The 14,661-nt window shown below is 49.2% G+C and carries 15 protein-coding genes and 1 pseudogene; 7 read left to right on the top strand and 9 right to left on the bottom strand.

All coding sequences use genetic code 11. From position 1 onward, the window contains the following. Positions 1-81: 81 nt before the first annotated feature. From HFM78_RS16315 to HFM78_RS09915, 4 genes are all read left to right on the top strand, one after another. Positions 82-240, top strand: a complete 159-nt coding sequence (locus HFM78_RS16315) for a DUF5131 family protein (RefSeq protein WP_396034998.1) — start codon at positions 82-84, stop codon at positions 238-240. 23 nt (positions 241-263) lie between these two features. Then, positions 264-1,124: a DNA methyltransferase gene (locus tag HFM78_RS16310; RefSeq protein ID WP_396034996.1), complete on the top strand. Its 861-nt coding sequence runs from the start codon at positions 264-266 to the stop codon at positions 1,122-1,124. Positions 1,125-1,292: 168 nt separating this feature from the next. Beyond that, positions 1,293-3,131, top strand: a complete 1,839-nt coding sequence (locus HFM78_RS16305; protein ID WP_396034994.1) for a DNA methyltransferase — start codon at positions 1,293-1,295, stop codon at positions 3,129-3,131. A gap of 140 nt (positions 3,132-3,271) precedes the next feature. Further along, on the top strand, positions 3,272-4,075 hold the full coding sequence (locus tag HFM78_RS09915) for a TIGR02391 family protein (RefSeq protein WP_287129283.1): 804 nt from the start codon (positions 3,272-3,274) through the stop codon (positions 4,073-4,075). 290 nt (positions 4,076-4,365) lie between these two features. On the opposite strand, the gene HFM78_RS09910 is transcribed toward HFM78_RS09915, so the two are convergent. From HFM78_RS09910 to HFM78_RS09900, 3 genes and pseudogenes are all read right to left on the bottom strand, one after another. After that, positions 4,366-4,806 (bottom strand): HNH endonuclease, encoded by a 441-nt coding sequence (locus HFM78_RS09910; protein ID WP_287129282.1) that lies wholly within the window; start codon positions 4,804-4,806, stop codon positions 4,366-4,368. Then, on the bottom strand, positions 4,803-5,042 hold the full coding sequence (locus HFM78_RS09905) for a hypothetical protein (protein ID WP_287129281.1): 240 nt from the start codon (positions 5,040-5,042) through the stop codon (positions 4,803-4,805). The genes HFM78_RS09910 and HFM78_RS09905 overlap by 4 nt, the downstream gene beginning before the upstream one ends. Before the next feature lie 256 nt (positions 5,043-5,298). Beyond that, positions 5,299-5,550: pseudogene (locus tag HFM78_RS09900) on the bottom strand (Tn3 family transposase); the annotation flags it as partial. A gap of 202 nt (positions 5,551-5,752) precedes the next feature. Here HFM78_RS09900 and HFM78_RS09895 point away from each other — a divergent pair. Next, a complete protein-coding gene (locus HFM78_RS09895; protein WP_287129280.1) occupies positions 5,753-6,028 on the top strand; it encodes a hypothetical protein in 276 nt (91 codons plus the stop codon). Positions 6,029-6,335: 307 nt separating this feature from the next. Here HFM78_RS09895 and HFM78_RS09890 read toward each other — a convergent pair whose 3' ends face one another. Both HFM78_RS09890 and HFM78_RS09885 read right to left on the bottom strand, forming a co-directional pair. Further along, positions 6,336-6,548, bottom strand: a complete 213-nt coding sequence (locus tag HFM78_RS09890; protein ID WP_287129279.1) for a hypothetical protein — start codon at positions 6,546-6,548, stop codon at positions 6,336-6,338. Between the two features lie 818 nt (positions 6,549-7,366). Then, positions 7,367-8,806 (bottom strand): serine hydrolase, encoded by a 1,440-nt coding sequence (locus tag HFM78_RS09885; protein ID WP_287129278.1) that lies wholly within the window; start codon positions 8,804-8,806, stop codon positions 7,367-7,369. A gap of 141 nt (positions 8,807-8,947) precedes the next feature. Between HFM78_RS09885 and HFM78_RS09880 the strand changes: the two genes are divergently transcribed. Further along, positions 8,948-9,346 carry a hypothetical protein gene (locus HFM78_RS09880; RefSeq protein ID WP_287129277.1) on the top strand — a complete coding sequence of 133 codons (399 nt, stop codon included), beginning with the start codon at positions 8,948-8,950 and terminating at the stop codon, positions 9,344-9,346. An 85-nt stretch (positions 9,347-9,431) separates the two neighbouring features. Here the strand turns inward: HFM78_RS09880 and HFM78_RS09875 are convergent, their stop codons facing one another. The 4 genes from HFM78_RS09875 to HFM78_RS09860 all read right to left on the bottom strand — a co-directional run bounded on the left by HFM78_RS09875 (position 9,432) and on the right by HFM78_RS09860 (position 13,865). Then, a complete protein-coding gene (locus HFM78_RS09875) occupies positions 9,432-9,893 on the bottom strand; it encodes a hypothetical protein (protein WP_287129276.1) in 462 nt (153 codons plus the stop codon). Positions 9,894-9,987: 94 nt separating this feature from the next. Beyond that, positions 9,988-10,443 carry a hypothetical protein gene (locus HFM78_RS09870; protein ID WP_287129275.1) on the bottom strand — a complete coding sequence of 152 codons (456 nt, stop codon included), beginning with the start codon at positions 10,441-10,443 and terminating at the stop codon, positions 9,988-9,990. A gap of 219 nt (positions 10,444-10,662) precedes the next feature. Next, entirely contained in the window at positions 10,663-11,898 is a 1,236-nt protein-coding gene (locus HFM78_RS09865; protein WP_287129274.1) for an IS256 family transposase, read from the bottom strand. Positions 11,899-12,197: 299 nt separating this feature from the next. Next, complete coding sequence (locus HFM78_RS09860) at positions 12,198-13,865, bottom strand: choice-of-anchor tandem repeat GloVer-containing protein (RefSeq protein ID WP_287129273.1); 1,668 nt, start codon at positions 13,863-13,865, stop codon at positions 12,198-12,200. Between the two features lie 538 nt (positions 13,866-14,403). On the opposite strand from HFM78_RS09860, the gene HFM78_RS09855 reads away from it, so the two are divergent. Continuing rightward, on the top strand, positions 14,404-14,565 hold the full coding sequence (locus tag HFM78_RS09855) for a hypothetical protein (RefSeq protein WP_287129272.1): 162 nt from the start codon (positions 14,404-14,406) through the stop codon (positions 14,563-14,565). Positions 14,566-14,661 lie beyond the last annotated feature (96 nt).

Here is a 14,661-nt window from a genome sequence, read left to right as displayed (position 1 = left end):
AGATTACTTAATCGCGGAGAACTCAAGATTGATTGGGGTCGCAGGATTAAAAATAAAGGTAATTCTATAAATGCAAGTTAGATGCGTGTCAGCTTACACATTCAACAGCAATGTGAATCCACCAATGTGAAGTTCTTCTTTAAACAATGGGGAGGAGTACACAAGAAAAAAAATGGTCGAGAACTCAAGGATCGAACCTGGGATGAACGTCCTAGTATTTCTCAACTGGCACTACTTTGAATTAACAACCTCGAAGGTATCTGATGGCCCCCCGCAAGAAATCCAGTGATTCCCCCTCTGAAACTCACATTGACGCGACCAAACACAAAGATAAACGCGCCAATATCCCCACCGAAGAACTCCGCGACCTTGTAGCCGCCGAGGAGAAAACTCCTAAGACCATCCGTTACCCCCGCGATACCTCCCTGGACCCGCAACTTGTATGGAAGGGCAAAGATGAACAGGATAGCCAAGACCTGGAAGCTCCTGCTGTTCCCATCTACATCCAGGAGAAGATTCACCCCCTCGCCCTAGTCGAGGATATCCGCACCCAAGCCCGGTCTACGGCTCCCACCGAGCAGATGAACCTTTTCAAAAGTGACTTTAACGGTCTGACCTTTGAACAACTCATTGATTTCTATACCCACAAGGACGGAATGAAGTGGGTGAACCGTATGATTCTGGGGGATTCCCTGCTGGTCATGACTTCATTGGCGGAGAAAGAAGGGCTGAAAGGGAAAGTTCAAACCATCTACTTTGACCCGCCCTATGGGATTAAGTTTGGCTCGAATTGGCAGGTTAGTACTCGAAAACGGGATGTTAAAGATGGAAACTTAGATGATGTCACCCGCCAACCAGAGCAGATTAAAGCTTTCCGGGATACCTGGAAATTGGGGATTCATTCGTATCTCGTCTACATGCGTGACCGATTGATTTTAGCACGGGAGCTTTTGACGGAAAATGGGAGTATTTTTGTTCAAATTGGTCAAGATAATATTCATCTGGTAAGAAACCTGCTTGACGAAATATATGGTTCAGAAAATTTTGTTAGTTTAATATTTTATACAACAACTGGGGGATTTGAGACTTCATCTATTAGTCGAGTTGGTGACTACATTATCTAGTATTCTAAATCAAAAAAAGATTTGAAATATCGCCAGCTATACTTTGAAAAATCGAGCGAGACTCTGAAAAGCTCTGATTACCGTTATTGGCGCTTACCCGATGGTAGGTTTGAACTAATTGGCAATGATCCACAAGGTCAAGAAGCAAATAACGCAAGAATTTTCCGCATGGATAATTTAACTAGCCAAGGTTCACCGAATCAAAACCAGCCCCTTGTATTTCAGAATAAAGAGTATAATGCTCGTCAGGGAAACCACTGGAAAGCAAACTGGCCGGAAGGAATGAATAGGTTGAGTATATCTAATCGAATTTTTGGACGTGAAGGCAGTCTGGCTTATGTGAGATATTTAGATGATTTTCCTGTTCTGCCTATTACAAATATGTGGGCTGATACTTCTGTCGCTGGCTCTAAAGAAGGAAAATGGTATGTTGTCCAAACAAATCCTAAAGTCATCGAGCGCTGCATCCTCATGACCACTGACCCCGGCGACCTTGTACTAGACCCGACCTGTGGAAGCGGCACCACTGCCTATGTTGCTGAACAATGGGGACGGCGTTGGATAACCATTGACACCAGCCGTGTAGCCTTAGCCCTCGCCCGAACCCGCCTCATGAGCGCGAAATTCCCTTACTTCCTCCTTGCCGACAGCAACGAAGGACAGCGTAAAGAACAAGAACTCCAAGACAGCACCCCCGCCCAGGTCATTCCCTTTCCCACACCCCAGTCAAAACCCATCGCCGCCGAAGGTAAAATTGCCTACCTCACTACTCCCCAAGTCGAACACGACATCAAAAAAGGCTTTGTCTATAAACGAGTTCCCCATATCACCCTCAAATCCATCGCCAACAACCCCGAAATAGACACCATCCACAGCAAATGGCAAGAACGCCTCGAACCCCTTCGCACCCAACTGAATCAACTCCTCAACAAAACTTGGGAAGACTGGCAAATCCCCCGCGAACCAGAAGCTAAATGGCCCGACCTCGCCAAAACCCTCCTTACCCAATGGTGGGAAAAACGCCGCGAACGCCAGAAGGAAATAGACAACGCCATCTCCCGCCACGCTGACATCGAAATTCTCTATGACCAACCCTACGAAGACTCCAAACGTATCCGCGTCAGTGGCCCCTTTACCGTCGAAAGCCTCTCCCCCCACCGCGTCCTCGCCCCCGACGACCAAGACCAACCCACAAGCGTAGCCCAGGCCCAGGAGCAAGAAACCGACCGCTACCTTCCCCGCATCATCGAAAACCTCCGCAAAGCCGGAGTCCAAAACACCAAACGCAACGAACGCCTCAGTTTTGACCGCCTTGAACCCTACGCCGGACGCTACATTCATGCCACAGGTGACTACACCGACAAAGAAGGCATCCCCCGCCGCGTCGCCGTCCACATCGGCCCCGAACACGGAACAATCACCCCCGACGACCTAAAAGAAACCGCCAAAGAAGCCTCCAAAGGACTCGGTTACGAACTCCTGATCATCTGCGGCTTCGCCTTCGACCCCCACGTTTCCGAAGAAACCAAACGCTACGGCAGCCTCCCCATCCTCATCGCCCGGATGTACACCGACCTCCTCATGGGCGATGACCTCCTGAAAAAAACCGGAGCCGGAAACCTCTTTATGGTCTTTGGAGAACCCGACCTCGATATCGACCCCCAAGCAGACGGACAACTCATCGTCAAACTACACGGACTAGATATTTACGACCCCACCACCGGAGAAATCCGCAGCAGCACCACCGACGACATCGCCTGTTGGTTCATAGACACCAACTACAACGAAGAGAGCTTCTTCGTCCGCCATGCCTACTTCACCGGAGCCGACGAACCCTATGAGAAACTAAAACGCGCCCTCAAAGCCGAGATAGACGAATCTGCCTGGAGTACCCTCTACTCCACCACCAGCCGCCCCTTCCCTGTCCCCTCTTCTGGTAAAATCGCCATCAAAGTGATTAACCACTACGGGGATGAAGTTTTGAAAGTTTACGAGGTGATGAAATGACTGAACCAGAGAGCGAAGTTAAAAAGAAGAATCGAAATGAACCCGTCAAGGATGAAGAAAGCCTATCTTTAAAAGTTCTTGGTTTACTAAGAAATGCGAATTACGAACTTAACACCACGACGTGTGCGAAAGGGGGCTAAGTGACAGAATCTAGGAAATTCACACAGACTGAATTAGAGGCTATTGCTAGTGCATTAGGCGATACTAATAATGGGTTAACTGGGATAGAAATTACTACCTTGCTAGAAAGTTCTAGGCTTCCAGATCCCGCGCCAACTATTACAAAGCGACATCGAATTTCTAATTCCTTTACTGAATATCAAAATGACAAGCAAGATCGTCGTGCTATTCTAGCCTTTATCCGAAAAGCAATGAAGCCTGAGCGATTCATCCAATGCCCAAAACGATTTGAGTCAATGAGAGCGAATTTAAATCTTTCCCTCTCTTTCGTTGGTTTAGCAGTAGAAGAGACTGGAACGCTAATATCTATTGAGAAAGCGCAAACTCTTGGGGAAGCTCAAAGACGGGCTCAAGAACTACGAGTAGGTTTAAATAGCCGAAATATTCACCAAGATGTTTTAAGCTTTTGTCGGGAAGAATTACTTGTTGATAACTATTTTCATGCAGTTCTTGAAGCAGTTAAAAGTGTATCAAATAAAATTCGAGCTCGAACAGGGTTAACAGAAGATGGAGTTGCACTATTTGATAAAGCTTTATCAGGCGAACAGCCTTTACTTGCAATAAATAAATTAAGCAACGACAATGAAAAAAGTGAGCAGAAAGGTTTTCTAAACTTAGTTAAAGGAACTTTTGGTATGTTTCGTAATACAACAGCTCACGCTCCCAAAACGACATGGGTTATGTCGAAAGAAGATGCAGAAGATTTACTTTCTTTAGTTTCATTGATACATAGAAGATTAGATGCTTCACAGGTAAGAACTTAGCTTGTGATGAGGTTTTTAAAAGAGGTTTGGGGAGCAGCGGCTCAGTAAATCCACCTCAGCCCTTACCTGTTACCTGCTAACAACCGGGACACCATAGCGGGATGCACATTGAACAGGCGGGCAGCATCCGCAGCTGTCTTTTGCCCTTAACCCACGATGCTGATGATTTCTTTTTGCTGATGGGGCTTGAATTTGGGACGGCGACCCCCTCCATTCCTTGCCGCCAGCATTCAAGCCATTCCGTGTGCGCTATCGCCCGTTCAAACTCCGTTCCAAGCTAGCTACTAGAGCTAAGGATCGCCAATAGGAGGATGCCAGCCTCCGCGTAGCCAGAGGCGACGGGCACGCTGAATTGAACCCTCATCATGCCAATCGTCATTCATATCCAATCGTTCGATGGTGGCGCGTCCGATGGGAGTCCTGCTTAGAATCTTTTGTCCGTCCGCTGACCAGTAGAAATGCTCCGGCCACTTATTTTGTCTGGGGTTAAAGAGGGGAACGGTGGTTTGGGTTTCGGGGTCAAGGCCGTCTGTGAAGTTATAGCGGCGACCATTACAGCGATGGCAGGCTAGGGCAAGGTTCGCTTCGCTATCTGGACCACCCAGAGATTGGGGGAGGAGGTGGTCGAAGGTAAACAATGAGGCACTGGCTTCTTCGGAAGAATGGCAATACTCACATAGAAAGTTGGCCCGCTGCCGAATGCGTTGGCGACTGGCAATGCTGATGGTCACAACTCGGCAATGATCCGGGCGTTCATCAGGGTAAAGATGCGATCCAGTTCAGTGATACCCGCGAGTTCAGCCGTTTCCTCTGGGGTGAGCAGGTTAGATTTTTGGCGATCAATGAGAGTTTCAAGGTGCTCTTGGAGTTCATCGGTAAATTTGAACAGGTTAAGTCCGCGAATCTTTTCAAATCTAATACCGCCTTCAATCCAAGAGGAAGGTTGCACCATGGTTTGAGCGATCATCCTAATTGCTCCTGTCTCGAAGGCTTTTATTGTCCAGCATAGGCTATCACTCAGCCACAGGTGCTGCTGCCTCAATGGGAGCTGTTCGCCCTCAAGACAAAAGGTATTAACCAATATCCTGGGACTGCTCATCTAAGTACTTGTACAAAGTCGGCTTGGAAATAGGGGTCTCCCCCTGCATCATGCGGCAAATCTCCTGCACCGTGTACTTCTGCTCCTGGTAGGGGTCGCTTCAGTAAACGGAATTTAAAGCCCGTTAAGACCCAGCAAGTGGTCGGAGTGGTCTGTACTTCCCTAGCCCAACCTTGGAGCGACTACGCCATACATAATCTCCGGTTAGGTTGATGTGTTCCCAGCTAAGGGGCGATAAATGCTGCAATAAAGCATCATCAATTATTTGCCCACGGTCACGCAGAGTATGTACAGCCCATTCTAAGTAGACCGTATGCCATAGCACCATCGCGGCTGTGACCAAACTTAAGCCACTCGCCCGGTTCCGATGGATTTCAGCTTCCATAAATGCTTAACGGGCTTTAAATTCCCTTTGCTGAAGCGACCCCTGGTTGTTCTTGAAGCGCAAACAGCGGATTTAGTCCGACCGACAAGCCTAGGGAAAGGGACTTGGGGCGGTCGTGGCCTGAGCGGACAAACCCGCGCTGGCCCTTATCTGGGAAAGTGTATAATGATTGTTATACATATCGGTAGTCCCCGTGCCCGTCCTTGACCTACTCCAAGTCCGAGCCAAAGGCGCACGCTGCCCCACCGACCTCCCTGGCTGGACCATCAAAGGGGCATTTTTCATCCATGATGCCTCTCGTCAGGTCCTGGACTGGACCACTGGGGAGGTGCGCTTGGGCTCCTATCAACACCGTGCCCGAGGCCAAAAATCCTATCGCTACTTTGTCTTTTCGCTGCGTGGCAAACTACAGCAGGTTTACTTGGGCGTTGGTACCAAACCCGCACCTAGCACAAGGCCAAAACCCTGAGTTTAGCGAACTCACCCAAGCCCTCCTCAGCGCGTGGTTAAAACAAAATACTTGAATATTTACATTGTTGGACTTTTGGAGTTTTAGATATGCAAGTACGTGAAAACATAAAATGGCCTGTAACTTTGGCGTATAGAACATCGGGGAGGACCCAACGGGCTACGATTACGTACCTGAACTTTTAACCTTTTGCGTACTTAAATTGTTCAGGTTCCCGCCGCCGCTGAGGATTAGGCGAGGACCGGGCTTATCATGCCTGACCCCTGCCTCTCTGGACCGCAAGAGGACACCCCAGGGCCACGGAACATCATTCGGGACGCACAACCAAGTAATAACTTAGCCAAAGAGCCAACCCGTAGACCAAGCCCAACACCAGCCCTAGCCATTGGAGTTGGACCACCAGCATCACTTCCAACACCAGCAACGAGACCACAAACAACCCGGTATTCACCCCGGCGGGCAACTCAGGTAATCCCCTGCCGACAAGCCGCATCAAATACGGTAGCATCAGTGGTACCATCAACGCTGCCAGTAGCATGATGTAATGATAGCCCTTTGCACTTCAGTCATGGTTTTACCTCTAGGATTACTTGGCTATACGAGGTAGGTACGCTCCACTGGGCTTTGACCTAAATTACCTATACCCTAGCGGCTCAGCGTGGACACTTGCTTGCCTGCCACTGGTTTAGGCTGCCAGTTTGAAGGCTTTTATCCCCGCTTTACGGATTGAGGACTAGTCGCTACCGGAGGGGATATGCTTGCACCAGAACACTCTCTGGGGAAGGACTTGCACTCCAAGAGGAGATGCTCACCTTCATCAACGTAAAGTTGTCATGGTTCCAAGGGGAACCATGCTAGCTAACCGTCAAACTCCTTTTGGGGGATGATTTCTGCTGAACGAATCGCACCGGAATTTAACGCACGTTAAGGGTTCAGGAGCATTAATTGCTGGGCGTTGCACAATATCCAAAGGATTTTTTCATCTAAAACCAGCCTAAAGTGCCGGTTTTGCTATAAACATCACCCTGATTCATCATAAAAATGTGCAACGCCTAAATTTGTATGAAAATGTTGATCACAAAGTCGATGTTCCCGCCTCACGTCCAATAACCGGTCCGACGGCAGAGTTGACGTGGGCAAAAACCGAATACGCATAACTCCGAATTGAAGAAGCAAGATTTTGAAGAGAAGCTGTTTTTACCTCACGTCCAATAACTTGTTAGCCTGCCCGTTATTTTGTACCTGTTTTCTACGTTTGTTTCTTGTACAACTTCCTCAATCCACAGTTAGAAGGTCAAAAGTACGGATTTTCATAATGAATAGATGACAAATTAAGATTCACTCCTTTTTTTTACCTGACCAGGGAGTAATGAATTTTCTATCGGGGCTGTAACTAATCCCGTGTATCTTGCCGTCTTCAACGTAACCCGAATGGAAATAGCTTGAATCCTTATCGCCTGTGGTAAATGCAAAATAAATTCTTTCCCAACTCCCGTTTATTTGACCTCCTGTAAACTCCGAGCCATAGAAAATTCCTGAAAAATTTTTATCAATGATGTTGGAAATAACAAACTCTTTCAAATAAGGTTCAGCAGCGGGTGTCGGGCGCAAATCTATTTCCCATGTTCCCTGTATTTGGTTAAAATTTTTGTTATTAACGACTTGCACTTTCTGAAACTGCGGTAAATTAATTGGCTGTTCGAGCGATGCCGACACAAGTTTCTCACGCATCTCGTTAATGTCAGTCGCGTCTGAGTTTGAAAAGATAATGACCGTCTTTTTTTGGTCAATTAGATGAATCCACGATGCTTTGTTTCCCGAAATTTCGCCTTGACGGTCAGCCGCACGAGTTTTAATCGCGCCGAACTGCACTGGAGAAATCCAGAAGCCGTAACCGACGCTGTAAAGTTCGGGACGCGGGACGAGCATTAAATCAATTGTTTTCTTGCTGAGAATTTTGTTATTAAAAATTGCCGAATCGAACTTTAAAAGGTCTTCGACGGTCGAATACATCGCGCCGGCGGCATAAAAATTATCAATCCAAAACGGATCGTCGTTGCGAAAAGTTTTGGTCGTTTTATCAAACAGATAACCGTTCGCCAGACCTCCGACAATATCGCCGTTTCTCAAATAACCTGTGTTCGTCATTTGCAGCGGCTGCAAAATGTTTTCATCTAAAACAACGGCAAAAGACTTGCCTGCAATCTTTTCAATGATTTTGCCGAGGATAATAAAGTCGGCGTTTTTGTAGCTGAATTTTTTTCCCGGTTCGCTGACTAATTTGCCGCTAAAGTATTTAGCAATCAAGGTGTCGGGCGACATCTGCGACCTGTAAATTGCTTCTTCGCGCTGGTCAAGATCATCCAGTCCCGAACTGTAAGTCAACAGCTGGTCAATCGTGATTTTGTCTTTGCCCTCGCCTTTATATTCGGGAAAGTAACGACTCACAGGAGCATTCAAATCAATTTTGCCCTGTTCGTAAAATTGCATAATTAAAACAGCGGTGAATGTCTTGGTTATCGAGCAAATGCGGAACTTTGATTTTGAGGTGAGCGTTGTGCCGTTCTGGCGATTAGCCAATCCCGCGCCGTTCAGGTATTCAATCTTGCCGTCTGTCGCCACCAGCGCGACTCCGCTGAAATTCTTTTCGGATGTGTAATAATGGAAGATTTGATTAAATTGCGGTGTTTGCGCGAATGCGACGTTCGAGAATGCGACGTTTGCAAGTGCAACTATCAGAATGATTGTCTTTAAAGCTTGATTGATGCTTGGACACATAACTTATTGTCTATCCTTCTTTGTCAGAAATGTTGAATCTCGCAACATAACTTTACATAATACCAATTCAAGCATGAGGATTAGGGTGGGAGGTAGCCTCGACATGAGGTAATCTTTTTGTACCACCAATCTAATTAACCAATGTCCAGCACCTCCCGTCTTTACTCTCCCCTTTTGCAGTTGTTTCGTCAACAGGTAGCTTGCTGCGATATCCGTCATCTGAATACCCTGGCGTGGATAGTCGTCGCTCTGATTGCCTCCGGCTCTATTGCCCTGACCGCCTGGGGTGTCTATGTCCATACTTGCGCGACCCAAGCGCAATCTCACCAAAGATGCTGGCAACGCGGGATGAGCTATTTAAAAATTGGTTGGAACTGGGTAAGGATGGGTCTGGCCCAGGGGTGGAAGTTGACGGTGACCCTAGCTTTATCAGGGCAGTCTGACCCGCAACCGGCTATCAGTTCCAAACGACAATTCCAAGAACGCTTAGAGCAGCCAGAATTTAACTTCATAATAACCTCCTACGGCAATCCCGCATGAGATCTGTCAAGCAGCACCCAAACATAGAGATTAGGTCGAAAGCCCTGGCAGCTTGGCATCCAATCCGCGAGATAATGAACAATAGTCAAACTTTTGTATCTCTGAAAAATAGGCTAGCTCCGCCAAGTTTCAACTGGGGCAGCGTCACCTGCGCTAGCCAGTCCACCTCCGCTCCTTCATACAATTCCCGATAGGCGTGTTCTGCCCAGCCGCGCTGGTAGCCTAATACGTACTCCACCTCGCGTAGTTCCTCGATATTTGGCTCAGCGTTAAAGTTCAGGTACTCATGGTAGACCCAGCCGCGTTGATAGCCATGGATGCGGGCTACCCAAATGAGAGCTTCTAGGTCGGACACCTCGCCTAGGAGGTTCGTACAATCCCCACAGAACACCCGCCATTGGTCACGAGTCTTGTCCTGGATATCAAAATCAATGCAATCGCAGTAACGACAAGGGAGGATTTCGGTGGGTACCTCTGTCACTACAGGCTCGAACCGGATGCCACAAACACGCTGGAGATCTTCGTAGATAGATGGCTGCCTGACCATTGCTGCCTCTTACTTGATGCCCGGATTCTATCCCTCTTTGAGAGTACCCCCCATCAGACCCGGTATAGACAGGCAGCAAGAAAACACAACCTCCTTATATTTCGCTGGGGATGGGCATCCGGGGCGGGGCAGTTTTCCGCATGAGTTCTACCTCTTCTGGGGTCAGGCCGTAGGCTTGGTTGACCAAGTGGGAAAGGCGTTTCTCTAGGGCGAGGGCTTCTGCTTTACGGGTCTGGATGGCTGGGGCATAGTCTTCATAGACCTCTCGGATAGCTTTGAGTTGAGCGGGTCTGAAGGTGCCTGCTGTCTTGGGACGACGCTTCTTTATCTCTGCTACCCACTCATCCGGGGTCAGACGAGCAAATTCCTCTAGCTTCTGCCCTGGCTTCTCTAGTCCCTGCTCCATCCGTAACCAGTCGAGGACTTCTCGCTGGGCTTGCTGGTTGGTCTTGGTGAGTTCAATGAGACGGGCTACTAGGCATGCAACTTCAGCGCGGATTTCGGGGGTAGGTTGAGCAATGGGGAGAGTTTCAACCTGCTCCTTAAACATTCGTAGCGTGTCATTGATTGCGTGCTGAAGAAGCTGATGACAAATCCACCACGTTACAGGTGAACAGAACCAGACAAGCACATAGAGATCATCTATTGCCCATACGTAACAAGTATTGACAGGATACATTCCTTGAGTATCAAAACAAAAACAGGAATAAGTGGCGAGATCTTGAGTAATAATTGGGTATGTCAAGTAGTTTGTCTCATGGGGGAAATCTCACATTGGAAACCTCCCTTCAAACTCAATAGCAAATCGATTTAAGGCTCCTTTCCAGTCGCGATAGGCCTCCGTGGCCGAAGGCCACATTGGCATTGTCCATTTCTTGGATTGGTTCTGAATCGCCAAGTAAATCACTTTCAGCGCCGATTCATCGGTGGGGCATGACCGGTGCTTGCGCAGGACTTTACGCAAGGTCATATTTACTGACTCAATGGCATGGGTGGTGTAGATCACTTTACGGATATCCCCAGGGAACGCGAAGAAGGGAATAACCCGCTGCCCGTGGTTCATCCAGGATTTACTCATGGTCGGGTATTGCTTATCCCAGCGTTGGGCAAAGGCGAGCAAGGCTTGCTCGGCTACCTCTACCGTCGGAGCGCTGTAGACCTGTTTGAGGTCGGCAGCCACGACCTTACGGTCTTTCCAAGAGACATCGTTCAGACTATTGCGCACCCAATGCACAAGGCACAGTTGTACCTGAGTCTGGGGAAACACCGTTTCGATGGCATCAGGAAACCCGGTTAACCCATCGACACCGGCAAGGAAGATGTCTTTGACACCCCGATTTTGCAAATCGGTTAGCACGGTTAGCCAGAACTTGGCGGATTCATTCTGGGTCATCCATCGCCCCAGCAGTTCTTTCTGACCGGCCATAGTCACCCCTAACGCCAGGTGCATCGCTCTATTGATGACTCGACCTTCATGGCGCACTTTGACCACAATCGCATCCAGGTAAACAATGGGGTAAACCGGGTCTAGTGTCCGGTTCTGCCACGCTTTACGCTCCGCTTCCACCGCATCGGTGACATTGGAAATCAGGGTGGCAGAGACCTCAACCCCATACAGCTCCTGTAATTGAGCCTGGATATCGCGCGTCGTCATCCCTCGGGCATACAGCGCGAGGATCTTGTCATCAAAGCCCTGAAAGCGCGTCTGACCCTTGGGGACAATCCACGGCTCAAACGCCCCATTTCGGTCGCGGGGTATGGCGATATCCACCTGACCAAAATCCCCCTTGAGGGTCTTTTGGCTATGACCCTTGCGCCGATTCTTAGCGGTTACAGGAGCGGGGGCTTGACGTTGTTCCTCAAGGTGGGTGTGCAACTCGGCGTTTAGACAACGCTCAATCATGGCTTTGGTGAGTTGCTTGAAGATCCCACCCTCGCCCATCAGGTCTTCTGGGTTGCGATAGTCCTTGAGTAATTCATCGATTAATTCTGGTCGGAAGGTCATGCTCCACTCCTTGTTCTGAGATGGGTTTTATCGCATTTTGGCCTTTGACACAATCTAATTTACAGTCCCTCATTTTTTGGAGCAGGTGTACAATCAGAAGCGATTGCACTCGGTGCTGGGGTATCTACCGCCAGCAGAGTTTGAACAGAAACAACAAACTGCTTAACTAGCTGTCTCAAAAACGGGGTTCGCTACACACATCTAGTATAGCTAAAACAGCTTAAGTTTCCTGGTCCTTGCTATACAAGAAAGCTCCTCACTTACTTAGTAGTCAGGAGTGATACAGCTAGGACATCAATCTATGGAAGCACCGTAAAGCTCCCGTTACTCATCGTCATACCACTGGGGGTAGTCACGCTAATTTTGCCACTCGTAGCTTTCCTAGGTACAGTAGCAGTGATCTGAGTGCTGGAGTTAACCACAAACCGTGCGGTGGTAGTATCAAACTTAACTTGGATGGCTCCGGTGAAGTTAATACCTCTGATTTTGACTTCCGTCAAGGCAGGGCCACTGCTAGGGGTGAAAAAGGCAATAAAAGGTAAACCCGAATTGACCGTAAACGTTCCAGGGCTCGTCGCTGTACCGCCAGCAGTGGTGACGGTGATGGCTCCGGTCGTTGCACCACTGGGTACTGTTGCTGTGAGCTGGGTATCTGAGTCAACCATGAAACTAGTCGCGCCAGTGCCGTTGAACTGGACCGCTGTGGTCCCAATGAAGCTTGTTCCTGTCAGGATGACCATAGTTCCGACGGGTCCACTGGTGGGACTGAAGCTACTGATGGTAGGGGTCGTGATAACGCCACTGAGCTGAAATACCGTGCCCAGTTGACTATTGCCACCGCCGTTAGTCGTGCTGTAGAAGTTACCATCACTACCTTGAATCAAGCGACCATAGGGACCAGCACCATGGGTGCGGTCAAAGTTAACCAAAGTAGCCAGGATGCCACTGGGGGTCATCCGATACACCGTACCGTCACCAGGCGTGCCACCTTGGGAGGTAGTGCCATAGAAGTTACCATCGCTGCCCGTCACCAAGTCGGCATAGGGATAACGACCATTGGTACGGTTAAAGTTAACCAAGGTCGTCAAGATACCACTCGGGGTCATCCGATACACCGTGCCAGCCCCAGAACTGCCACCGCTGAAGGTCGTGCTATAGAAATTACCATCCCTACCTTCCACCAATGCGGCAATGGGCGAGCCGCCATCCTTGGTGCGATCAAAATTAACTAAGGTCGTCAAGGTACCACTGGGGGTCATCCGAAACACCGTGCCGTCAGCAAAAGTGCCGCCATCACCCGTTGTGCCGTAGAAATTGCCATCACTGCCCTCCGCCAATTCGGCAGATGGACCATAGCCACCACTATTGGTACTATCAAAATAAACTAGGGTGGTGAGAGTGCCATTGGCGGTCATCCGAAATACGGCGCCACAGCCGAAGTTGAGACAAGTGAAAAGACCCCCAGCGTTGGTTGTACCGTAGAAGTCGCCATCCTTGCTCTGCACCAATCCGGCATAGGGATTGGAGCCATTATTAGTTCTATCAAAGTTAACTAAGGTCGTGAGCGTACCACTGGGAGTCATCCGAAATACGGTGCCACAGCCGAGCGGGATTCCGGTCATTGGGTCAGTTCCACAGACCGTAGAACTGCCACCATAGGTAGTAGTGCCGTAAAAGTTGCCATCACTGCCCTCAACTAATTCAGCTTCAGGACCGTTTCCGTTAATGCTATTAAACCGAACCAAGGTGGTGAGGATACCCGTGGGGGTCATCCGAAAAATCGTGCCACAACCCGAGCCGAAACAAGCCGTAGAACCGCCACCATCCGTGGTGGTACCGTAGAAGTTGCCGTCCCGGCCCTGCACTAATCCGGCCCGGGGCTGGGAGCCATTGATGCCGTTCAAGCTAACCAGGGTGGTGAGAGTCTGAGCGGAAGCTGAATTTAAATTCCCCCCGGGCAGATTCAACAGAAAAAGTACGAAGGCAAGCAATTGGAAAATAGCAATTCTTGAGCGAGGCGTGTTTCCTACAATTGTTGAAACAGGATTCTGGACTGGCTGACTCAAAAATGATGAACTGCTGAGTGAGCGCATGGTAAGCTCCGTAGGTTAGCGGTATGACGTAGAGGTTAACGGCATTCGCCCTGGTAATTACCTGACACGGTACACCCAAGTTGCTGTTTTCGCGTGTCTTAAGGACAACAATCTAGAAAAAATGGGTGGGTAGTAAGAGTGCCTCCTATGCCTAGGCACGGTCAAGTTAATCAGGATAGCGGAGCAGGCAGATGATAGTTTCAGGCAAGTTAGAGCCATGGGTCAGCCCAATACGCTTGACCGCCGTCACCGCTGCGCACCCGAGAGCATCCGCCCACTACCTCTTGCTCTATTGCCGCTTCACCCCCAGCTACCCTGGTGACAGAGCCGAACCCCGCCCCTTAGCCTATTGCTGGGGGCAGGGTTCGCGGCCCCCAGCACACCGTCACAACAATTCAACAGAACCGTCCCCATGAGTCAGTACCAAGTCCACACCCATGACCCCGACTATCTCGCCTACTGTGGCTGGCACCCACCGCGCCAGAGCTTTTTCTTCACCGTCGAGGCCCGCAATCCAAAGGGGCAGGGGCGCGCTACCTCAAAGAAGCACATTTACCGGCGGGCAAGTCGCTGACCGGAAATATGGGATGCAAGCCCCGTCCTTCAGGACGGCTTTATCCCCTGATATGCTAGGATAATATCATGTTCATCCGAGAAGCCAAGCTAACTT

It is taken from the genome of Candidatus Cyanaurora vandensis (assembly GCF_013285555.1).
GTDB lineage: Bacteria > Cyanobacteriota > Cyanobacteriia > Gloeobacterales > Anthocerotibacteraceae > Cyanaurora > Cyanaurora vandensis.
This window is presented reverse-complemented; position numbering and strand designations above follow the sequence as displayed.